Origin of the sequence: Caballeronia sordidicola, from assembly GCF_000729995.1 — a bacterium.
GTDB classification, from domain to species: domain Bacteria; phylum Pseudomonadota; class Gammaproteobacteria; order Burkholderiales; family Burkholderiaceae; genus Caballeronia; species Caballeronia sordidicola_A.
The window spans coordinates 23,013-45,282 of the sequence record NZ_JNFG01000025.1; the positions used below are offsets into that span (position 1 = coordinate 23,013).

19 protein-coding genes and 1 pseudogene are annotated in these 22,270 nt (G+C 61.6%); 7 read left to right on the forward strand and 13 right to left on the reverse strand.

Annotated elements, in window-relative coordinates; genetic code table 11:
- Positions 1-101: 101 nt before the first annotated feature.
- From secA to FH08_RS0123490, 4 genes are all read left to right on the forward strand, one after another.
- Positions 102-2,909 (forward strand): preprotein translocase subunit SecA, encoded by a 2,808-nt coding sequence (secA, locus tag FH08_RS0123475; RefSeq protein ID WP_031360703.1) that lies wholly within the window; start codon positions 102-104, stop codon positions 2,907-2,909.
- Positions 2,910-3,116: 207 nt separating this feature from the next.
- Entirely contained in the window at positions 3,117-4,358 is a 1,242-nt protein-coding gene (argJ, locus tag FH08_RS0123480; protein ID WP_031360704.1) for a bifunctional glutamate N-acetyltransferase/amino-acid acetyltransferase ArgJ, read from the forward strand.
- 14 nt (positions 4,359-4,372) lie between these two features.
- Positions 4,373-5,236, forward strand: coding sequence for an ATP-binding protein (locus tag FH08_RS0123485; RefSeq protein WP_031360705.1), 864 nt, complete (start codon positions 4,373-4,375; stop codon positions 5,234-5,236).
- Positions 5,233-5,670: an NUDIX domain-containing protein gene (locus FH08_RS0123490; RefSeq protein ID WP_031360706.1), complete on the forward strand. Its 438-nt coding sequence runs from the start codon at positions 5,233-5,235 to the stop codon at positions 5,668-5,670. The genes FH08_RS0123485 and FH08_RS0123490 overlap by 4 nt, the downstream gene beginning before the upstream one ends.
- 32 nt (positions 5,671-5,702) lie before the next feature.
- On the opposite strand, the gene yacG is transcribed toward FH08_RS0123490, so the two are convergent.
- The 10 genes and pseudogenes from yacG to FH08_RS0123540 form a co-directional block, all read right to left on the reverse strand.
- Complete coding sequence (yacG, locus tag FH08_RS0123495) at positions 5,703-5,894, reverse strand: DNA gyrase inhibitor YacG (protein ID WP_031360707.1); 192 nt, start codon at positions 5,892-5,894, stop codon at positions 5,703-5,705.
- 56 nt (positions 5,895-5,950) lie between these two features.
- Positions 5,951-6,706 carry a cell division protein ZapD gene (gene zapD / locus FH08_RS0123500; RefSeq protein WP_031360708.1) on the reverse strand — a complete coding sequence of 252 codons (756 nt, stop codon included), beginning with the start codon at positions 6,704-6,706 and terminating at the stop codon, positions 5,951-5,953.
- 156 nt (positions 6,707-6,862) lie between these two features.
- Positions 6,863-7,510, reverse strand: coding sequence for a dephospho-CoA kinase (coaE, locus tag FH08_RS0123505; protein ID WP_051888466.1), 648 nt, complete (start codon positions 7,508-7,510; stop codon positions 6,863-6,865).
- Positions 7,511-7,536: 26 nt separating this feature from the next.
- Positions 7,537-8,451 carry a prepilin peptidase gene (locus FH08_RS0123510; protein WP_031360710.1) on the reverse strand — a complete coding sequence of 305 codons (915 nt, stop codon included), beginning with the start codon at positions 8,449-8,451 and terminating at the stop codon, positions 7,537-7,539.
- 39 nt (positions 8,452-8,490) lie between these two features.
- Complete coding sequence (locus FH08_RS0123515) at positions 8,491-9,696, reverse strand: type II secretion system F family protein (protein ID WP_235210475.1); 1,206 nt, start codon at positions 9,694-9,696, stop codon at positions 8,491-8,493.
- An 8-nt stretch (positions 9,697-9,704) separates the two neighbouring features.
- Positions 9,705-10,918 (reverse strand): annotated as a pseudogene (locus tag FH08_RS48560) (GspE/PulE family protein).
- Between the two features lie 212 nt (positions 10,919-11,130).
- Complete coding sequence (locus FH08_RS0123525; RefSeq protein WP_031360712.1) at positions 11,131-12,420, reverse strand: HlyC/CorC family transporter; 1,290 nt, start codon at positions 12,418-12,420, stop codon at positions 11,131-11,133.
- Positions 12,421-12,535: 115 nt separating this feature from the next.
- Positions 12,536-14,215, reverse strand: a complete 1,680-nt coding sequence (locus FH08_RS0123530) for a tannase/feruloyl esterase family alpha/beta hydrolase (RefSeq protein WP_419178022.1) — start codon at positions 14,213-14,215, stop codon at positions 12,536-12,538.
- A gap of 161 nt (positions 14,216-14,376) precedes the next feature.
- The gene (locus FH08_RS0123535) at positions 14,377-15,399 is read right to left on the reverse strand and encodes a hypothetical protein (protein ID WP_035567001.1); all 1,023 of its coding nucleotides are present in this window, start codon (positions 15,397-15,399) and stop codon (positions 14,377-14,379) included.
- 1 nt (position 15,400) lies between these two features.
- On the reverse strand, positions 15,401-16,753 hold the full coding sequence (locus FH08_RS0123540; protein WP_031360715.1) for an MFS transporter: 1,353 nt from the start codon (positions 16,751-16,753) through the stop codon (positions 15,401-15,403).
- A gap of 118 nt (positions 16,754-16,871) precedes the next feature.
- On the opposite strand from FH08_RS0123540, the gene FH08_RS0123545 reads away from it, so the two are divergent.
- The 3 genes from FH08_RS0123545 (at position 16,872) to FH08_RS0123555 (ending at position 20,130) form a co-directional block, all read left to right on the forward strand.
- Complete coding sequence (locus FH08_RS0123545) at positions 16,872-17,834, forward strand: LysR family transcriptional regulator (protein WP_031360716.1); 963 nt, start codon at positions 16,872-16,874, stop codon at positions 17,832-17,834.
- A 176-nt stretch (positions 17,835-18,010) separates the two neighbouring features.
- Positions 18,011-18,613 carry a cytochrome b gene (locus tag FH08_RS0123550; RefSeq protein ID WP_031360717.1) on the forward strand — a complete coding sequence of 201 codons (603 nt, stop codon included), beginning with the start codon at positions 18,011-18,013 and terminating at the stop codon, positions 18,611-18,613.
- Between the two features lie 77 nt (positions 18,614-18,690).
- A complete protein-coding gene (locus FH08_RS0123555) occupies positions 18,691-20,130 on the forward strand; it encodes a glycosyltransferase family 2 protein (RefSeq protein ID WP_419178023.1) in 1,440 nt (479 codons plus the stop codon).
- A gap of 42 nt (positions 20,131-20,172) precedes the next feature.
- Here the strand turns inward: FH08_RS0123555 and FH08_RS0123560 are convergent, their stop codons facing one another.
- The 3 genes from FH08_RS0123560 to FH08_RS0123570 form a co-directional block, all read right to left on the reverse strand.
- Entirely contained in the window at positions 20,173-20,751 is a 579-nt protein-coding gene (locus FH08_RS0123560) for a YbhB/YbcL family Raf kinase inhibitor-like protein (protein ID WP_031360719.1), read from the reverse strand.
- A gap of 95 nt (positions 20,752-20,846) precedes the next feature.
- A complete protein-coding gene (locus FH08_RS0123565) occupies positions 20,847-21,641 on the reverse strand; it encodes an anti-sigma factor family protein (protein ID WP_031360720.1) in 795 nt (264 codons plus the stop codon).
- Positions 21,638-22,156: a sigma-70 family RNA polymerase sigma factor gene (locus FH08_RS0123570; protein WP_031360721.1), complete on the reverse strand. Its 519-nt coding sequence runs from the start codon at positions 22,154-22,156 to the stop codon at positions 21,638-21,640. Before FH08_RS0123570 ends, FH08_RS0123565 begins: the two co-directional genes overlap by 4 nt.
- Between the last annotated feature and the right edge of the window lie 114 nt (positions 22,157-22,270).

Genomic DNA, 22,270 nt, shown 5'->3' on the forward strand with positions numbered 1-22,270 from the left:
CCCGATTCGATTTCACCCATGGACTTAAGCCGCCGAGGTTCCCCGAACTGGGACGCACCCAGCGCGCTCTAAGCCGATACCGCGACGCAGACACTGATCCGATGACCACCGGTTTCCTCCAAAAGTTTTTTGGCAGTCGCAACCAGCGCCTAGTCAAGCAGTACCAAAAGACCGTTGCGGCGATCAATGCTTTCGAGCCGACGATCGAGCAGTACACGGACAAGCAACTGCGCGCGAAAACCGACGAATTCCGGCAGCGCGTGGCGAGCGGCGAATCGCTCGACCGGTTGCTGCCCGAAGCGTTTGCCGTGTGCCGCGAGGCCAGCAAGCGCGTGCTGAAGATGCGTCACTTCGACGTCCAGCTGATCGGCGGCATGGTGCTGCATTACGGCAAGATCGCGGAAATGCGCACGGGCGAGGGCAAGACGCTCGTCGCCACGCTGGCCGCGTATCTGAACGCGTTGTCCGGACGCGGCGTGCACGTGGTCACGGTGAACGATTACCTCGCGCAACGCGACGCCGAGTGGATGGGCAAGCTCTACAACTTCCTGGGGTTGTCGTGGGGCATCAACCTGTCGCAGATGGAACACGCGCAGAAGCAGGAAGCGTACGCCGCGGACATCACGTACGGCACGAACAACGAGTTCGGCTTCGACTACCTGCGTGACAACATGGTCTACGAGACCCACGCGCGCGTGCAGCGTCCGCTGAATTTCGCGGTGGTTGACGAGGTGGACTCGATTCTTATCGATGAAGCGCGTACGCCGCTCATTATTTCCGGCCAGGCCGAAGATCACACCGAACTCTACGTGCGCATGAATGCGCTGCCGCCGCTGCTCGAACAGCAGATCGGCGAAGAGAAGGCTGATGGCACGGGCGTCGAGAAAGTGGGCGACTACACGCTCGACGAAAAAGCGCGTCAGGTCTTCCTCACCGAACAAGGTCACGAAAAGGCCGAGCGCCTGCTGGCCGAGTGGGGCCTGATCGGTGAAGGTGAGAGCCTTTACGCGGCGCAAAACATCACGCTGATGCACCATGTGTATGCCGCGTTGCGCGCACACACGCTGTTTTTCCGCGACCAGCATTACGTGGTTCAGGCCAATGAAGTCGTGATCGTCGACGAGTTCACCGGCCGCATGATGACCGGCCGGCGTTGGTCGGACGGCCTGCATCAGGCCGTGGAAGCGAAGGAACACGTCAAGATCCAGAACGAGAACCAGACGCTCGCGTCCATCACGTTCCAGAATTTTTTCCGCATGTACTCGAAGCTGTCCGGCATGACCGGTACGGCGGATACCGAAGCGTACGAATTCAACGAGATCTATGGCCTGGAAACAGTCGTGATCCCGCCGAACCGTCCGCCGAAGCGCACCGACAAGCAGGATCAGATCTACAAGACAGCGAAGGAACGCTACGACGCCGTGACGCGCGATATCCGCGAGTGCGTCGAGCGCGGACAGCCGGTGCTGGTGGGTACCACGTCCATCGAGGCGTCGGAATTGCTGTCCGGCCTGCTCACGCAAGCGGGTCTCAAGCACGAGGTGCTGAACGCGAAGCAGCACGCACGCGAAGCAGCGATTGTCGCGGAAGCCGGGCGGCCGGCTGCGGTCACCATTGCGACGAACATGGCCGGTCGCGGTACGGACATCGTGCTGGGCGGCAATGTGGAGAAGCAGTCGTCGTTTATCGACGCGGACGAAGCGCTCTCCGACGAAGAAAAACAACGCCGCATCAAGCATCTGGAAGACGAATGGCAAGCGCTGCACGACCGCGTGAAGGCATCGGGCGGGCTGCATATCATTGGTACGGAACGGCACGAATCGCGTCGTATCGATAACCAGTTGCGCGGACGTGCCGGACGTCAGGGCGATCCGGGTTCGTCGCGGTTTTACCTGTCGCTCGATGATCCGCTTTTGCGTATCTTCGCCGGCGACCGTGTGCGCTCGATCATGGACCGCCTGAAGATGCCGGAAGGCGAGGCGATCGAGGCGGGGATTGTCACGCGCTCGATCGAATCAGCGCAGCGCAAGGTGGAAGCGCGCAACTTCGACATTCGCAAGCAATTGCTTGAATACGACGACGTGTCGAACGATCAGCGCAAGGTGATCTACCAGCAGCGCAACGAACTGCTCGAAGCGACCGATGTGGCCGAGACGATCACCGCCATGCGCCAGAGCGTGATTGCTGAAGTCACGCACACGTACATTCCGGCGGGAAGCATTGAAGAGCAGTGGAGCGCGCCCGAACTGGAAGAAGTGCTGCGCAACGAATGGTCGCTTGATCTCGCCGTTCAGGAGATGATCAACGAGTCGAATTCCATCGATGCAGACGAGATTCTGGAAGCCGTGGTTTCCGCCGCCGATGAAAGCTACGAAGCTAAGGTCGCTCTGGTCGGACGTGAATCGTTCAGCTCTTTCGAGCGCTCGATCATGCTGCAGACGCTCGACAGCCGTTGGCGCGAGCACCTCGCCGCGCTGGATCACCTGCGTCAGGGCATCCATCTGCGTGGTTACGCGCAGAAAAATCCGAAGCAGGAATACAAGCGCGAGGCGTTCGAATTGTTCGCCGCGATGCTTGATTCGGTGAAGCAGGAAGTCACGCGCGTCGTGATGAACGTGCAGATCCAGTCGCCGGAACAGCTTGAAGAAGCCGCCGAACAGTACGAAGAGAAGGGCAGCCATCTGGAGAACGTGTCGTTCCAGCACGCTGACTTCGAGGAAGGCGGCGCGGCAGCGGCAGCCGTTGCGGCGAGCGCCACCACGCAGATGATCAATCAGGCGATGTACGGCGACGACACGACCGTCGCCACCCGCGTGGCGACCGACGATGTGCCGAAGGTCGGGCGCAACGACCCGTGCCCTTGCGGCAGCGGCAAGAAGTACAAAAACTGTCACGGGAAGCTCGCATAATCGACGGTTTCAAGAGCTGTAGCGCGTAACAAGAAGTATTGGAGACAGGCGACGCAGCGATGCGTCGTTTGTCTTTGGCAGGCTGGTTTTAAGATTTTGGTATCCCCGGGCGTCCGTCTTGCAAACAAGTCAGGCTCCGTTTCTTTCATCTCCGTGCCGTTGCGCTTTCTTCGCGCCGGCACTCGCCACTTTCAGCGAGTCGCGAACATGGCCGTCAATTTTCCCTCGATCGATCCCGCCCACCTGTTTCCCGTCGCTGGCGTCACGCTAGGCTGGGCCGAGGCGAACATTCGAAAACCGAATCGCAAGGATGTGCTCGTCATACAGATCGAAGAAGGTGCGACGGTCGGCGGCGTGTTCACGCAAAACCGTTTTTGTGCGGCGCCCGTGACGGTCTGTCGTGAGCATCTGGACGCGGTGCGCGCGGGCGCCAAGGGCATCCGCGCACTCGTGGTGAATACAGGCAATGCGAATGCGGGGACCGGCGAGCCGGGCATGGCGCACACGCGCGAAACCTGTGAGGCGCTGGCCGCGCTGCTGGACCTCCAAGCCACGCAGATCCTGCCGTTTTCCACCGGCGTGATTCTCGAGCCGCTGCCGGTTGATCGTTTGAAAGCGGGCTTGCCCGCCGCCTTGGCGAATCAAAAACCGGCTCACTGGTACGACGCCGCGCAAACCATCATGACCACCGATACCTTGCCGAAAGCCGCATCGCGTCAGGTTCAGATCGATGGCCATTCGGTCACGCTATCGGGTATCAGCAAGGGCGCCGGCATGATCCGGCCGAACATGGCGACCATGCTTGGCTTTCTCGCCTGCGATGCCGCTGTCACGCAACCGGTGCTCGATACGCTCATCAAGCACGTTGCCGATCGCTCGTTCAACTGCATCACCATTGACGGCGATACCTCGACGAACGATTCGTTCATCGTGATCGCTTCGGGCAAGTCGACGCTGCCTTTGATTGCCTCGACGGACTCCCCCGCTTATGTCGCGTTGCGTGACGCTGTGACATCGGTGGCGCAGGAGCTGGCGCAACTGATCGTGCGCGATGGCGAGGGCGCGACGAAGTTCATGACGGTGACGGTCGAAGGCGGCACATGCGAAGCCGAATGCCGCCTGATCGCGTACGCGATCGGTCATTCGCCGCTCGTCAAGACCGCGTTCTATGCGTCGGATCCGAACCTGGGCCGGATTCTCGCGGCTATCGGTTATGCGGGCGTAGCGGATCTCGATGTGAACAAGATCGATCTGTATCTCGACGATGTCCTAGTGGCGAAGAGCGGCGGTCGCAATCCTGATTATCGCGAGGAAGACGGCCAGCGCGTGATGAAGAAAAGCGAGATCGCGATCCGCGTGCTGCTAGGCCGCGGTCAAGCCGACGCCACCATCTGGACGTGCGACCTCTCGCACGATTACGTCAGCATCAACGCCGATTACCGGTCCTGAACCACACATTTCCCATGGATAAACTCGAACAATTTCTGACCCGCGCCGAAGCTGTCCTGGCGCGCGTAGAAGGGATGTTGCCGCCGGCTCCGCCGGAAATCGACTGGAACAGCACGGTGGCGTTTCGCTGGCGCAAGCGTCAGGGACGTGGTTTTCTGCAACCGGTACCGAACTTGTCGCCGTTGTCGCTCGACGATCTTTGCAATATCGAGCGCCAGAAGGGGCTGATCGAGCAGAACACGCGGCAGTTCGTGCGCAAGTCGCCGGCGAACAACGTGCTGCTGACGGGCGCGCGCGGAACCGGGAAGTCGTCGCTGATCAAGGCATGCCTGAATGCGTATCACACGGAAGGGCTGCGTCTGATCGAAGTCGATAAAGACGATCTCCACGATCTCGGCGATATCGTCGACCTGATTTCCGCGCGGCCGGAACGGTTCATCGTTTTCTGCGACGACCTCTCGTTCGAGGAGGGCGAGTCTGGCTACAAGGCGCTGAAAGTGGCGCTGGACGGCTCGATCTCCGCGCAATCGGACAATGTGCTGATTTACGCAACGTCGAATCGGCGCCACTTGTTGCCCGAATATATGAGCGACAACGAGACGTACAAACACACGTCCGACGGCGAGATTCATCCGGGCGAAGTGGTTGAAGAGAAGATTTCGCTGTCTGAGCGATTCGGCCTGTGGGTGAGCTTCTACCCGTTCAAGCAGGACGATTACCTGACGATCGTCGGGCACTGGCTGAAGCATTTCGGATGCGAGGCAGAAGAGATTGCGGGTGCTCGCGGCGATGCTCTCGTGTGGGCGTTGGAACGCGGTTCACGCTCAGGGCGTGTGGCGTGGCAATTTGCGCGCGACTGGTCGGGCCGCAAGGCATGACGGTTTCTACTACGAGCGTTTCCAATACGGCGCCCGACGGGCGCAAGGTGACGGACGTCGCGGTCGGCGTGCTCGTGCAACCGGACGGCCGTTATCTGCTGGCTCAGCGTCCGGAAGGCAAGCCGTATGAAGGTTACTGGGAGTTTCCCGGCGGCAAGCTGGAAGCGGGGGAAAGCGTTGAAGCGGCGCTCACGCGGGAATTGCATGAGGAATTGGGTATCGATGTGACCGCTTGCGAGCGCTGGCGGACCCTCGAGCACGATTACCCCCATGCGTACGTGCGGCTCTACTTCTGCAAGGTGACCGCGTGGAGCGGTGAGCCGATCGGACGTGAAGGTCAGGCGCTCGCCTGGCAGCATCTTCCGGCCGATGTCGCGCCGTTGTTGCCTGCAGCCATTCCTGTACTGGAGTGGCTCGCGGCTGAAGCGGTTTAGCCAGGGCGCTTTGTTTCGCGGCGGCTAGTTTACTAGTTCAGGCCGCTATGCGAGTCTTCATCGGGCAGCGTGTCTTGCTGACTGCCGCCGATCTTGTACTTCTCGGTCGCCCAGGCACCGAGGTCGATCTGCTTGCAACGGTCTGAACAAAACGGACGAAAGCGGCTTTCGGGAACCCAGCGGACGTCCTTCTCGCAAGTCGGGCATTTAACGATAGTGGTCATTCTGCAGAGCGGATTTAAAGAGGTTGAGTTCAGTAAATGGGGGTTTTAAGCCCAACTTAAAGACTGCAGAGCGTCAGGTGGAACGGGATGTCCGCGTCTACCGCACGTGGCCTCAGATCGCCGTCCTGTACCGTAAAGCGCACCCATAGCATGTACTTGTTCGCACTCGCTTCGGGAATCAGGCGCGTGTCGGACGGCACCCGCACCTGCATCAATTGATAAGTTCGTCCCGAAAGCATCTGCTGATAGCTGCCTTGCATCGCCATGACCTTGGACGCCTGGCCCGATTCACGAGCGAGACGCAGCACAATAGTGGCAGCGTCGCGTAACGGCAGCATGGGCGTCACCCACTTCGCGATGTCCCCGCGACGCTCCTCGGCTGGATTTTGTTGCCACGCGAAGTACGACGGCAGATCAAAGCGGCAGGTTCCCCCCGGGATGATTGTGCGGCTGCGAATGCTGGCGAGCCATTCGTTATCGGCCAGATGCTGGCCTGTTTTGCCCTGCATCTGCCCGAGGCCGGCCAATGTCTGCTCGATCTCGCCAAGCACCGACTCCAGCGCATCCTGCTCGATGCCGGGATTGCCGCGGAACGGCGCCAGCGTCTGGCGTTGCCGCTCCAGCTCCTTCATCAGATCCGCTTTCAGATCCGTGCGGCCCGCGACTTCGGCGATCTCGAACAACGTGGTCAGTGCGGCGTGATGTTCGCGCGGGTCTTCTTGAGTCAGAAAGAAGGTGAAGCGCTCGAAAAGGTCTTCGAGACGCAGCAGCGTTCTGATTCGCTCATTGAAGGGGTACTCGTAAAGGATCAAGCGCGCTCGCCTCGGCGTTGGTCGATGGGTTCGATGGCAGAAAGTCAGGACATTCTAATGCCGCATGAAACCAACGGCAAATCTGCACGTTTAATAGCGCCCGGCGCGCATTTTCAGCGTCGTTTGTGAGGAGTTCGAGCGCGTTGCATGCACTTGTTAGGTACGCGGTTTGCTCGCCGCTTCGTCCCTCGTTTCGCGCGCCTCCAAGGCCATCGCCAAGTAGCGCGCGTGCAGGGCGTCCACCTCGCGCTGCAGCGTTTCCAGGGTGGCAGCCGAGTCATTGACGACGACGTCATCAGCGGCCGCCAAGCGCGCTTCACGCGTGGCCTGACGCGCGATGATCGCGAGCACCTGATCGCGCGAAAAGCCATTGCGCCGGATCACGCGTTCGATTTGCGTGTCCTCCGGACAGTCGACCACGAGAATCCGCTCCACCTTGCTCGCGCGTTCGCCGGCTTCAATCAGCAAGGGCACCACGACGATGTGATAAACCCCTTGTGCTGCATTGCGTTGACGCTCGCTTTCGGCGCGGATCAGCGGATGCGTGATCGATTCGAGCTGAGCTTTGGCTGTGTTATCGGAGAAAACGCGGGTCCGCATTTTTGCGCGATCCAGCGAACCGTCGGCGGCGATGTATTCCGGGCCGAACGTGCCTTCGATCAGCGGCATAGCGATGCCGCCCGGCGCGGTAATCTGGTGCGCGATCAAGTCCGTATCGATGACGGGCACCCCGCGCGCGGCGAACATGTCCGCCACCGTGGTCTTGCCGCTGCCAATTCCGCCGGTCAGGCCAATGCTGAACATCGATCAACTCCTCTTTTTGTTTCGCTTTAACCGCCGAACAATCCGTAAAGCGGCGTCCCAAAAAATAACGTAATCACGCCGCCTGCCGCGAGAAACGGCCCGAACGGCAGCGGTTCTTCAAACCGCATCTTGCCGATACCCGTCGCCGCCAATCCGAAGATTGCGCCCGCCACCGCCGACACCAGCACCACCTGCGGCAGCGCTTGCCAGCCGAGCCACGCGCCCAGCGCGCCGAGCAGCTTGAAATCGCCGTAACCCATGCCTTCCACGCCGCGTACCAGCCTGAACAGCCAATATACGCACCAGAGAAACAGATAACCTGCGATGGCGCCGATCACTGCTTCGCGCAACGGGACGAACGCGGTGTCGCCGAGGTTGACGATCAAGCCGGCCCACAGGAGCGGTAACGTCAGCGTGTCGGGCAGATAGCGGGTGTCGAAGTCGATCAGGCTCGCGGCCAGCAGCGTCGCGCATAAGCCGAATGCTGCGAGCGCGATCAACGTGGGTCCAAACGCAAACAGCGAGAGGGCGGCAAACATCGCCGTGGCCAGTTCGGTCAGCGGATACCGTGCGCTCACGCGCGCGTTGCATTTCGCGCAGCGGCCGCGCAGCAGCACGTAACTCACGACCGGAATATTTTCCCACGCACGCAACACGTGGCCGCAATGCGGGCAGGCGCTGCGAGGTACGGCGAGGTTGTAGCGGGCGGGTGGCGCGTCCTCTTTATGCGCGTCGTCCTCTTGGTCGATAGCGTTCTCCGCTTTCCACGCGCGTTCAAGCATGATCGGCAGGCGGTGCACGACGACTGTCAGAAAGCTGCCGATTACCAGCCCGAAGACGATCGCGAAACCATACTGCGCCGCGAGCGGCAATGCGCCGAAAGCGGAACCGTAAGCGTCGAGATAGCGGCCTGAAAACTGCGCCTGATACAAAGGCTGCATGACTGTCCTGGGTTGAATTCGGCTGCGATCCTACACCACCTACACCACATTCCCGAGCTGAACGATCGGAAGATACATGGCGACGACGAGACCGCCGACCAATGCACGGAGAACCACAATCACCACCGGTTCGCACAGGCTCGCGAAAGCGCCGGTCTGTTCGTCCACCTGACGGTCGCCCAGTGTAGCGAGATCGAGCAGCATCGCGTCGAGCGAACCGGATTCCTCGGCCACGGCGATAGGCTGCACCACATCCGGCGGAAAGCAGCCGACGGCACGCATGGCGGCGGCGAGCCGCTCGCCATGCCGAAGGCGCCTGGCGATCTCGACGGTCGCGGTATCGAAGATACGGTTGCCCGTGGCGCTCGCCAAGGAATCGAATGCATCCGATAACGGTGTGCCCGCCGCCAGTAACGTGCCGAGCGCGCGGCTCCAGCGTGCCACCGCCAGCGCGCGCAGGAGGGATCCGGCGAGCGGCAGCTTCAGCATGGCGCGGTCAAACCCGCTTCTCGCTGCGGGGACTCGTCGTAGAAGTCGCTTGAATGCGATGCCGGACACCGCGCAAAAGAGCGCGAACGGTCCGCACCAGCGTGCGACGCCATCCGATAACGCGAGCACGAACAACGTCGGTGCCGGCAATTTAGCGCCGAAACCATCGAAGATGGTCTTGAAGGTCGGCACTACGCCAATCAGTAATCCTGCGGTAATGGCAAGCGATAACAACAGCACCGCGACCGGATAAGTCAGCGCGGCACGCAGTTTCGCCCGTTGAGCGCCCGCTCGTTCGCGGTCTTCGGCCAGCCGCGCGAGTACGACCGGCAACGCGCCGGCCACTTCGCCGACGGCAACCAACTGGCAATACAGTGCGTTGAAACACGCGGGATGACGCGCGAGCGCTTCCGAGAACGCAATGCCCTGCGTGATATCCCGCGCAACCGATCCGACAATGCGCGGCAGCCCACCGCGCGAAGGGGTATCGGCGATGAGATCCAGCGACGACGCAAGCGGCAAGCCCGCGCGCAGCAAGCCGGCGAGTTGCCGCGTGAACAGCGTGACGTCGGCCGCCCGGGCTTTGGGCGGCGGCGCCGAACCGAGCGCGGTGAGTTCCAGCACCGTGACACCATCGCGTTTTAGCGCGGCGCGCGCATGGGCTGAATCCGCTGCGATCGTCTTGCCGCGTTTGTCCGCGCCGTTTGCGTCAACGCCTCGCCAGCCGAAGCGTGTATCGAAGGATAGGGGGCTCATGTTCATGTTCATGTGAGCTCCGTGGCGTCGGCGGCTTCCGCTACGCTTGTCATGCCTTCGCGTACGCGCGCGAAGGCAGCGTCGCGCAGGCTCGGCATGCCCTCGCTTTTCGCGTGCCGCGTGATGGCGTGTGTAGCGGCGCGCGCGACGATCAGCTCGCGCAACGTGTCAGACACGGGCATCAGTTGATGCACGCCCACTCGGCCGCGATAACCAATGCCATGGCACGCGGCACAGCCACCGGGCTCGAACGGTTTGAAACCCGGCTCGAACTCCAGGTCCGAAGGCAAGCGACAAGCGCCGCAAAGCCGCCGTACCAGCCGTTGCGCGGTAACAAGCCTCAGCGCCGACGCCAGGTTGTACGGCGCAATGCCAATATCGATCAATCGTGCGATGGCTGCGGGTGCGTCGTTGGTATGCAGCGTGGAGAGCACGAGATGGCCCGTTTGCGCGGCCTTCACGGCAACGTCGGCGGTTTCGGCGTCGCGGATTTCGCCAACCATGATCACGTCCGGGTCTTGACGCATGAACGCGCGCAGCGCGACCGCGAAAGTGAGGCCCGCCTTGTCGCGGACACTGACCTGATTGATACCGGCAAGCTGGATTTCGGCGGGATCTTCGACGGAACAGACGTTGCGTGACTCAGCTTGAGCATCTGCAAAAAGCAATACAGCGACAGGGTTTTGCCGCTACCCGTGGGGCCGGTGACCAGCACGAGTCCGTGCGGCGCGTGGATCGCGGCTTCCACCGTCTTCTGCTGGCCGGGGGCAAGCCCCAGCGCCGCCAGCGACAGATCCGCCGGCAGTGACTCCAGGCGGCGCAACACCAGTTTTTCACCGAACAGGACCGGCAGCGAATTCACGCGATAGTCTTCCGGATTCCCGTTCGCCAGCGGCAACCGCAAACGTCCGTCCTGCGGCACGCGCCGCTCGGCAATGTCCATGCGCGCCAGCACTTTGATCCGTGTGATGAAAGCGTCGCGCAAATGCGGTGGCGGCTTGAGGAAGACGTGTAACGCACCGTCAATACGCAAGCGGATGCGCCACTCGTGCTCGCCCGGTTCGACGTGAATATCGGATGCGCCGCGTGCGGCTGCTTCACGCAGGGTTTCGGTGAGCAGCGCAACGGCGGATGCGTTGTCGGCGTCAGGGATTGCATCGACCGGGCGTGCGGATAACTGCGGCGAAGGCCGCGAAAACGTAACCGGAAGAGAGGACGGCATGGGCGTGGCTCGGTGGACGGGATGCCCCGATCTTGTCCCTCCGCGCGCCTCGTTCCAACTCGTCCGAATGGCTAACGCTTGGCAATGTTGAAAAAGCTGGCCGAATGGCTAACGCGGCCAGGAAGGTGGTTTCTGAAGGCGGAAACGGCGCAAGCTCGTGCAACCAGAAGCCCAACGCGAAACCCGAGCAGCTTATGACCCCAACTTCATTGCTACCCTTGCTTTCTCAGCACCACGCCTTGCGGCCGGAATATTTTCACGGTGCGTATCGCCTGGTCGTCACTGCGCATGACTTCGAAGTGCACGCCGGCAATACGTACGCTCACGTCGCCGTCCGGAATCTCTTCGAGCGTCTCGAGGATCAGACCGTTGAGTGTCTTCGGGCCGTCGGTGGGAAGCGTCAGTTTCAGCCACCGGTTCAACTCGCGCAACGGCATGCTGCCCGCCACAATGCATTCGCCTTCCTCGTTCCAGCCGCTACGCGAACCGGCCCCGCGCGGAATGGTCGTGGTGAACTCGCCAATCAATTCTTCAATGATGTCTTCCGGCGTCACCAGCCCCTGCAGCTCGCCATATTCGTTCACCACAATCGCAATTCGATGCCGGCTTTCCTGAAAGAATTGCAGTTGCTGAAATACGGGCGTGCCTGCCGGGACGAAGTACGGCTCGGCCAACAGTTCGCGCAAAGTCTCGCGCTCGAATTCCTGGTTATGCAGCGCCGAGAGCGTCTTTCTCACGTGCAGGACACCCAGTACGCGATCGATGTCGCCCTGATACACCACCAGCTTGTTGTGATAACAGGTCTCGAGTTGATGCAGGATGGTGTCGAAGGGGGCATCGAAATCCAGTGCTTCAATCCGGCGGCGCGGAATCATCACGTCGTCGACGGTGATGTTCTCCAGATCGAACAGGTTCAGCAGGATGCTGCGGTGCTTGGTCGGCATGAAATTGCCCGATTCCAGCACGATGGTGCGCAGTTCTTCTGTGGAAAGCCGCTGGTCCCGGCCACCTTTGGTGTTGATATGCAGCACCTTCAGCACGCCGTTCGCGAACAGGTTGACGAACCAGACGAGCGGCCTGGCCACTCGCATCAACGGCGACAAAACCAGGCTGGCCGGGAGTGCGACCTTTTCCGGATACGTTGCGCCGACAATCTTCGGCGCAATCTCCGCAAACACAATGATGAAGAACGCAACAACCCCCGTTGTCACCGATAACACCAGATTGTTATGGCCGAAAGTGCGCAGCGCGATGGACGTTGTCAGCACCGGAATGATCGTGTTGATCAGATTGTTGCCGATCAGGATCACACTCAACAGTTGATCGGTCTTGGCAAGCAGGCCCTGCGTGACGCGGGCGCGCAGCGAACCCTGGTTGGCGAGATGTTTCAGCCGATGGCGATTGAGCGCCATCATCGATGTTTCGGAAATCGAGAAAAATGCGGAGAGAAACAGCAGCAGGAAAATGGCGCAGATTTGCGCCCATAAGGGAATGTGGTCCACGCGCGATCTGGAAAGGGGGGATGGGAAAGACTATAGCAGAGCAGAAAGCGATTGCTTCTCTTGCTCGACAAGCCTTCCGCACGATCGTTTGACCTGTCCCATCCTCCCTTGGCAATTACTGGCTACAAGTGAAACTCGCAGCTGAATTGACGTCGCCGCCGGTGTATTTCGGCCAGGTCGGGTAACGGCACAGAGGCCGCGACCGTCCGGCCGTCGCAGCGGTCGAGTCCGTGACGGTGAGTGTTTCCGGCGTGGTGCCGTTTTCCACCCATTGTTCCAGCGCGCCGAGTGAATCGACTTGGGGCAGGAACGGTCCGGTGCCGTGGCCCACGCCGGGCATGAGGTAGAAGCGCACGAAATTATCGACTGAGGCCTGGCCGAACTTCTGCACCAGCGCGTTGTAGTAGTCCACGGACGAATCGGTGCTGACGATTTCATCGGCGAGACCGTGGGTGATGATCGCTTTGCCACCCTTCGCAATGAACGCCGAGAGGTCGGGGTTGGTGGCATCGCTTTCAGCAGAAACTTGCTGGACCTGCGCCTGGTACGCGCCTGGATTCAGCGGATCGAAGGTGAGTGAATTGAACGTAGGAATACGTGTGATGAAGTATTTCACCCACTGGTCGCCCGTGACCCACTGGTTCGCGTCGTTCTTGCCGGCGGGGTTGGCCGGTGTTGGCGACGTGCCGAAATTGCGCGTGGTGTACTGACCCGCGAACACGGAACCTGCGAAAATGTTGTACCCGGCGTAACGCGTGACGCCGTTCGCGAGCGGATACGGCAGCAGCAGTGGCGAGGCAATCGTGTTCACGCTTGCGATCTGGGCGTCGGAGAGGCAAGTGTCCCCCGTGTCCTTGCCGGCCGGGCAGCGCAGGCTCGCGAGCACGGTGGGCGCTTGGAGCTTGCAGGCCGCGACGTTCGAGATGATGCCGTCGGCAACGCCATCGAGTGTGTCGCAGGCTTTCGTCACGGCGTTCTCGAGCAGCACGGTCTTGTTGACGTCGAGCCAGCCCGCGCCGCCGTTCAGATAAAGCGCGCGGCCAAGCACAACGTTTGAAAGCCGCAGGCCCGTGTAGTTGAGCGCAGGCCGGTTGACGACAATGCCGTCATAGTCAGCGGGCCATCGCTGGATTACGGTGAGACCGTCGCGGCCGCCGGTCGAGCTGCCGAAGAAATAGGTTTTCGTGGGAGCTGCGCCGTAACGCGCTTTTAGCAACAGCATGGCGACGTCGTGGGTCTTTTTCAGCGTCAGGCCACCGTAGTTAGCGAGCGCTTCGTCGTTCGCGGCGAACGAGCCGTCGGTGATGCTTTTGCTCTGGTGACCGGAGTCGTCGCCGAAGGTCACGTAACCGCGGGCGAGCGGTGTGGACGAACCGGCGGGCGCCATGTCGAGGGCGGCAAGGCCGGTGATGAGCGTGCCATCGAAACCGCCGCCGCCGTATTGCAGCGCCTTGTTGTTCCATGCCGTCGGCAAGTTCACCTCGAAATTGATGTTCGGCGCGGTTGCATCGACAGGTGCAATGGTGCCGTTCACCTGGCAATACTCGCCGGACGTCGCCGACGCCGCGACCAGCGTCGCGCTTGCAACCGTTGCGCCATCGCTGGGCACGCCGATGGACGTCGCTGCGATCTTGGTTGCGCCGAGCGCCGAACATGCAGCGGCAGACGTAATGGGCGGCGTGGGAGGCGAAGGCGGCACGGGCGGCGTGCCGTCATTATTCGACGATGAACCGCCGCAACCGGCCAGCGCAGCGACGACAAGGGACATGCCGCAAGCGGCGAGGGTGGTTTTCATCATGCTGTCTCCGAATGTTTATTGAGTGCTGCTTGCAATGGGAAAACAAACCAACCAACCGCTTGCCGATGAACCGACAAGGAAAACGCCTAACCGTCCGGACGACAGCAGTCCCGTCGCCGCGGCAACGTTCTTTATTGTCGTGGTGTCAGAAGCGGTGTTTAGTCCGTCGCGCCGGCTGTCGATGAATCGACTACATTCGCGAGCCGTTGTGCGTCGAACAGCGCTCGCACGCCTTCGTGCGAACCGAGCATCGCTGAGCCGTTGTGCCCTACGCCGGCGACTTCCCAGCAGCGATGTCCAAGCCCTGCGTGTCGGGCTTTAAGGTAAGAGAAATAAGCACGTCCGCGCGCGAGCCGATGGGGCCCTTGCGCTTGTGCCGCACACGAACGGTCGAGTGCGTCGTGGTGTGGATCGCAATCCTGTTGGCCGATCAGATAGATAACGTCGCTGGCGGCGTAACGTGTTTCGAGCGCATCGAATGACGTGGACTCTGCGTAGCGCGGCGCGCGCTGCACGCCGTACTTCCAGTCATCCACACCGGGGCATGCGGTGGTATCGGCGGGGCGGAGAACGCCGTCGGCGTAGGGGCGCATCGAATCGAAGTACACATACGACGACGGATTCGCAATCAAGTACCGGCACCGCACGCCGGCCACGTTGCAACCGGCGCCCACAATTGCGTACCGATGCGCGACCTGTGCGCCGCCCGAATGCCCGGCGATCACCACGTCGCGCAGAGCCGGATAACGTGCGAGATCCGCAAATTGCGCGATGAATGCATCGAGGACATCGAAGGAACTGAGCGGCGCGGGGCCCACTGCATCATCGCCGCCCATCCACGAGGTCCATTCCCAGTGGAGCATGTCTGCGGACAATCCGTGCGCGGCAATATCCGCGGTGGCCAGGAACTGCGGGACGAGCAGCAATGTATGCACGGGATCGGTCGATGCCGCCGCCAGCGCACGTTGCGCCGAGAGCAGGTAGGCATCGGCATCGCGCAACCGGCCGTGCAGCAGGATCACGATTCGCGAAACGTTCGCGGCATCTCGTTCGTCGATCGATCGATAAAACGGCACCGTACCCGTGCCGCGCGGCGTCATCACGCGCAGCCGTTCGTTGCCGACTGCGTTGACCGGGCGCTCATTACGAGGTTTAGGGAGGGAAGGGAACACGGCAGTCATATCAATCCAGCGGGAGGGCGTCAGGATCGCGGCGCAGACGTTGCCCGGAGCGTGTCAGCCCGACCAGCGCGAGCGACACGAAGCCCGCGAAGATCAGGTAATACGCCGGCACGATATTCGATCCGGTCACGGTAATCAGCGTGGAGACGGTCAACGGCGCGAGGCCACCGAACAACGTCACCGCGATGTTGTACGAGAGCGCAACGCCAGTGGATCGGTTGGCGGTGGGGAACAACTGCGTGAGCATGCCCGGATGTGGCCCGGACATCAGACTCAGCACGACGGTCGCGACCATTTGCGCGGCGAAAACACGCCCAGGCGTTGGGGATGCGAGTACCCATGCAAACAGCGGATACGCGATCACGACCCAGACAATCGTCACCGGAAAGAACAGCCGGTACGCGCCAATCCGGTCCGCGAGTTTCCCGGCGAGCGGATAACCCACTATGGAGACCAGCCCCGACACCGCCGTGCCGAACAACGCATTCTTGAGAGGCAGGTGCAACTGACGCTCGACATACAGCGGCATGAACGTGTGCCACAGGTAATTCGTTGCAGTCCCAACGATGATCACGCCCATCGCGCACAACGATGCATCGCCGCGTTGCCGGAAAAAGCCGCGGATGGTCTGCCGCGGCGCGTGCCCCAGCCGTTCGCGCAACTCGACGAACTCGGGCGATTCCGCGACTTTGTGCCGGATGTAGAACCCCACCGGCCCGACCAGCGCGCCGACCAGGAATGGCACGCGCCAGCCCCACGATTCAAGCGACGCCCGATCCAGATTCGATGTCAGGAAATAACCAAACGCCGACGAAAGCACGAGCGCCACCGCCTGCGATGTCATCTGGAAGCTGCCGAAGTACATCTTCTTGCCGCGGGGCGCATATTCGGTGAGCATCGCGGCGGCGGTAGCGAACTCCCCGCCGACAGATAAACCCTGCATGACGCGAGCAAGCAGCACCAGCAAAGGCCCAGCGATCCCGATCGTCGAATAGCCGGGCGTCAGGCCCATCAACAAGGTGCTGGCGGCCATCAACAGGATGAGCATGGAGAGCGTCTTGCGGCGCCCGACGCGATCCGCGTACGCCCCGATGACGATCCCGCCAAGCGGCCGCACGATAAACCCGACGGCAAACGTGCCGAGTGTCAGCGCTGTTGAAAGCGCGGTATTTCCGACCGGGAAAAACACGTGCGCGATGATCTTCGCGAAGTAGCCGTAGATCAGGAAATCGAACCATTCCAGCCCATTGCCGATCACCGATGCCAGCACGGCGCGGCGAATCTGCGCCTTGCTGAGCGACGCCAAAGAAGCTGGCGGATGGTCAGCCGCGTTGGGTGGGAAAGTGGTTTCCATATGTCTCCGGATCGCTGCATTTATGTGTATTTGAATCGAAGAGTACGAAACGCAGTGGCAAATGTAAAATACATATCGAATGGCATTGCCATATCTGTCAAATATGTGAGGCCTCTCGATGGAACTGCGTCACCTGCGGTATTTCCTCACCGTCGCCGAAGAGCGCCAGTTCACGCGGGCGGCGGCGCGGTTGCATATTCAGCAGCCGCCGTTATCGCAGCAGATTCAGGAGCTTGAGCGCGAGCTGGGTTTCGCGCTTTTCACGCGCTTGCCGCGTGGTGTGGAGTTGACATCGGCGGGCGCGGCGTTCGAGGCAGATGCCCGCGCCGTGCTCGACGCGCTCGATCAAGGCGTGGTCAATGCGCGGCGGGTGGCGAACGGCCAGCTCGGCTCCGTGCGGATCGCGCTGACGAGTTCCGCAGCATTCCACCCGCTTGCCACCGCCGCGATCCGTCGGTTTCGCGCGACGCATCCGGATATCGCCATCGACCTGAACGAGATCAATGCGGCTGACATCATCGAACGGATGATGAATGGACGCGTCGATGCAGGCATCTTGCGCAAGCCAATCGAGATGCCCGCGGAATTGCGCTTCGACCTGCTGCACGAAGAGCGCATGGTGCTCGTGCTGCCGGTCGGCCACAAGCTGCTGCCGGCAAAAGGCGTGCGCCCGGGCAAACAGCCGCGTGTGCCGCTGAAAGCGCTCGCCGGCGAGTCGTTTATCTTCGTGCGGCGGCCGGGCGCGCCGGGCATGTACGCTGACTTCATCCGCGCGTGCGAGACGGCGGGATTCAAGCCTGAAGTGGTGAGCGAAGTGCCGCGCATGTTGAGCGCCATCAATCTGGTGGCGGCGGGCGGCGGCATCACGCTCGTGCCGGCATCCATGCAGCGTTACCAGCAGGAAACCGTGGTGTATTGCGCTGTTGCCGGCGACGAAGCGTTCTCCGCGCCGCTCCATCTTGTGACGCGCCGCGATGCTGCGAATCCGGCGGCACTCCGATTCGCACAAGCGGTGTTGGCTTTCGTTTCGCCAAACGCGAAGGGCGCTGAAGCGGCCGATACCTTTCAACACCTCACCTGACAATTCATCTACAAACGCAAGTTCGCGTTTTCCCGCAGAATCGATGGAATAAACCGGCGTCACGGCGCGTTTGGATCGTGTCGTCTGCAAACAATCGCGCTTGAATAAGCTCATCCAGCGCGACAGGTTGCAGAAAGAACCATCCCGCCGATTTCCATTTTTCGCACGGAGTTTCAATGTCCACGCAAGCTGCCAACGTGGTTTCACAACCGCCCCAGACCGAGACGACGCTACGCTACACGCGCACCGCGATGGTCCTGCACTGGCTGATCGCGTTGCTGATCATCTGTAACGTCGTGCTGGGGTTGACGGCGGAATCGTTTCCCGATTCGTGGGTGCGTACAGTCGTCGATACCCATAAGTCCATCGGCATCACCGTTCTCGGGCTGGTGCTGCTGCGTATCTTGTGGCGCGTTTCGCATCGACCGCCGCCATTGCCGAAGGCGTTTCCGAAGTGGGAGCACATGGCCGCTCACATCGCCCATTTCGTGCTGTATCTGCTGATGATCGGCTTGCCTTTATCCGGCTGGCTGCACGACTCGGCGTGGAAAGGCGCCGCTACCCATCCGATGCATCTGTTCGGCCTGATTCCGTGGCCGCGCATAGGTTTCGTGATGAATCTCGATCCGGCGCTGAAGGAGTCGTTGCACGATCGTTTCGGCGCATTGCACGCGTGGCTGGGTTACGCGCTGTATGCGCTTTTGGCGATGCACGTGGGCGGCGCGCTCAAGCATCAATGGATCGACAAGAAGTCGGTGATCTCGCGGATGGTGCCGTAATGGACATCAAACTGCACGCCGTACCCGTACGGACAAAAAAGACTCCGGCTCAATCGGACCCGCTTTTGAAACGCTCTATGGAAGAGGCGCTCGCGCAGGCTTCGCCGCGCATCGCACCGCGCCCCGTGACGCTCGCGAGCGTGCTGATTCACGGCAGCGTGGTCGTGCTGTGGCTTGTTCTGTTCGCCCGCGCGTTCTTCCTGCACGGCGTGGTGGCATGGTCTACAGGCATTGCGTACGTGGTCTACGACACCTTGCTGCTGATGTTCGTCGCGGCGAAATCGTGGACGCTCGTGAGGCCGCACAAGCCGCTTGATCGCAAGCAGCGCGAACGTGGTTTGCCGCAACTCGGCGTGATCGTGGCGTCGCATAACGAAGCCGCCGTGCTGCCCAACACGCTCGCGAAATTGCTCGGGCAAACGCACGGCGCGGCGCAAATCGTGATTGCCGACGATGGTTCTTCCGATGGCACCGCCGAACTTCTCACGCAGCGTTTTGGTCTTGTTGCGGCAGCGGAGGGCGAGTTGAGCGCGGCGTCCACCCTGCATCCGACGCTCTTCTGGATGCGCGTCGCACATGGCGGCAAGGCGCGTGCGCTGAACGCGGCGATCGAAAAGATCAGTACGCCGATCGTGATGACCGTCGATGCCGATACGCGTCTCGCCGACGATGCCGTCCTGGCCATGCGCAGCGCGTTTGCATTGCGGCCGAACCTGGTTGCCGCGGCGGGCATCCTGGTTCCGGTGTGCAGCAAAACGATGAGCGGGCGCTTTTTCCAGTGGTTCCAGACTTACGAATACATCCGTAATTTCATCGCACGGTTTGCGTGGATGCGCGCCGATAGCCTCTTGCTGATCTCCGGCGCGTTCGCTTCATTTCGACGCGATGCGTTGCTGGCCGTCGGAGGTTTCGATCCGCAATGCCTGGTGGAGGATTACGAGCTGATTCACCGTCTGCGCCGCCATTCCGTCGATCACGGTCTGGACTGGGACGTGCGGGTGGTGGGCAACGCGCACGCCATCACGGACGCGCCCAGTTCGTTCAGCGGTTTCATGCGGCAACGGCGACGCTGGTTCGCAGGTTTTCTGCAGACGCAATACTGGAATCGCGATATGACCGGCAACCGGCGTTACGGCACGCTCGGTTTGCTGATGCTGCCGGTGAAGGCCTTCGATACCGTGCAGCCCATCTACGGCTTGACGGCGTTTGCGCTGTTGTTGGGGTTCATCGTGGATCGGCGCGGCGCCATTGTCCTGCCGATTTTCAGTGTGATCGGCGCGAAGATCCTTATCGATTTCGCGTTCCATTTGTGGACCGTGCATCTGTATCGGCGCTGGACGGGGGACACCGCCGGGTCGAGCCTGTGGATGGCGGTCGTGACCGCGATCGTCGAGCCGTTTACTTTCCAGTTGCTGCGTCATACGGGCGCGGCGCTCGGCTGGGTCGACTTCCTCGGAGGTTCACGTGCGTGGCGCGTGCAGACGAGAGCGGGCCTCGCGGCTGCGGATGAGGCCTGAGGGCATCAGCCTACCTAATCAGGCATCGCCCTCGGTCGATAGTCAGCGCGCGTACCGCACCACCATGCTCGACGCCGCCAGCACGTGGCCCTTCATCGCAGTGATCAACCCATCGCGGTCGAGCGCGGCGGGCAGTGCATTCGCGGCGAGATCCAGCGCGTAGGCTTGCACGACATAGTGATGCGGCGCATCGCCGTGCGGCGGGCAAGGTCCGTAATAGCCATCCTTCCCCGTCCGGTTGATTCCGCCGATACTGCCCGCCGGCGGCGGACCACCTTCTCCGAGCGCTGTCGTCGCAGCAGGAACTCCGTAGAGAACCCAATGCACGATACCCAGGCCGCGCGCGCCGTCGGGATCGTAGATCGTGACCGCAAAGCTTTTGGTCTCGGCCGGCGCATTGCTCCACGCCAACGGCAACGAGACGTTCTTGCCGCCGCAATCCTGAGCGCTGGCGGCGTGCCGGGAGTCGAGGGTGCCGTTATCGGCGAGGCCGGGCGAGGTCAGCGTGAAGCGCTCATCGGCGCTCGCGGCGATTGCAGTGACACTCAGGAAACATCCCGCGCCTATCGCGGCAACGCGCAAAAGCCGCTTCGCGCGGCACATGCTTGAATCATTCTTCATTGTTCTTCTGGCCTCGGGTCTCAATAACTTCGCTTGGGATACTACGCACGCTTGATGTGTTCCCCTTCTTCAAGCGCTGCGATCCTGGCAACCTCTTACTGCCATTTCTTCGGATCGCCGCCTAATGCTGCGCAGGTATCGAAGCTGATGGCACGGAGCTTCGCCTCGCCGATCTGTCCTGAGAGCGCGTAACCCGCATGATCCGTCGTCCAGTAGAAAGTTCGTCGCGAGCCGTCGCGCAACATCCGTATGGCGTACTCGTCGTTATGCTTGCCCGAACCGCCGGTCATGTACAGCGTGAGCCGTTCGCCGCTGGCGTTCTGATACATGAACTGCGCCGCGGGTCCGTCCTCGCCGGGCAACAAGCGGCCACCGACCAGCTCGAACCCATATTCGTGCAGCGAGGGAATGGTCAGGGTCCGGTTGAGCCGCTTGGATAACCATGTCACGAGATGATCTTCCTGCGACGCCGCGACTTCCACCGCGTGCCGCTGCTCCGGCGCATAGACGGCATAAGCGATATCCGCGCGTTGCGCGAACGTCGGCGCCGGGCGATCCCGATCGAGGACCGGCAACAGCATGTGCATCAGAAAGCCGCATGCGATCCCCACAACCAGCCAGCTCGCCGCCATCAGATAACGCATGCGAGGACGCACGACCACGACTTGCGGTTCCTTATCCGCAGTGGCGGCAAACAGCGCCCGCAGCGCATTGTCTTGCGCGCGATACGCGGCGACCGTCGCCGCGCTCGCCGGATCGCGGTCGATGCGCGCAGCGGTTTCAGCGCGCTCCGCCTCCGGCGCTTCATCGTCGATGAACGCCGACAGCGCGCGCAACTCATCGGCCGCCGCGCTGGATTCCGCCTGTTCAGGACGTTCGGGATTCGTCATGTGCCACTCACGATTTTCAACGATGCCGATTTGCGGCCCGGTTCCTCACCGAGCAGCACACGCATGTGTTCACGTGCCCGCGAAAGTCGCGACATCACCGTTCCGGCCGGCACGTTCAGCACCACGGATGCCTCCTGATAACTCATGTCCTCGACGCAGACGAGCAGCATGACTTCGCGTTGCTCGACCGGCAAGCAATACAGCGCGCGTTGCACGTCGCGCAGCACGAGTCCGTCGACTTCACCCACGGGCGCGGCCATTTGCCGCCACGGCGCGGTTTCATCGTCGACGGCAATATCACGCCGCCCGCGCAACTGATCGATATAGAGATTGCGCATGATAGTGAACAGCCACGCGCGCAGATTGCTGCCGACACGAAATCCCTTCGACCGGCCCAGCGCGCGTTCGGTCACATCCTGCACGAGGTCATCGGCCCACGCACGGTCTCCCGTCAGCGCGCGCGCATAACGCCGCAACTGCGGAAGAACCCCAACGAGGTCGGTATCGAAGCTCAACGGCCTATGCTCATGACTGGTTCACTTTCAGCGGTCCAGGCCACTGTTCGCGTGACGACGATATTGCCGCACGCGCACAGTGGCCATCGATCGCTTCTTGCTGGTCTCCATCGC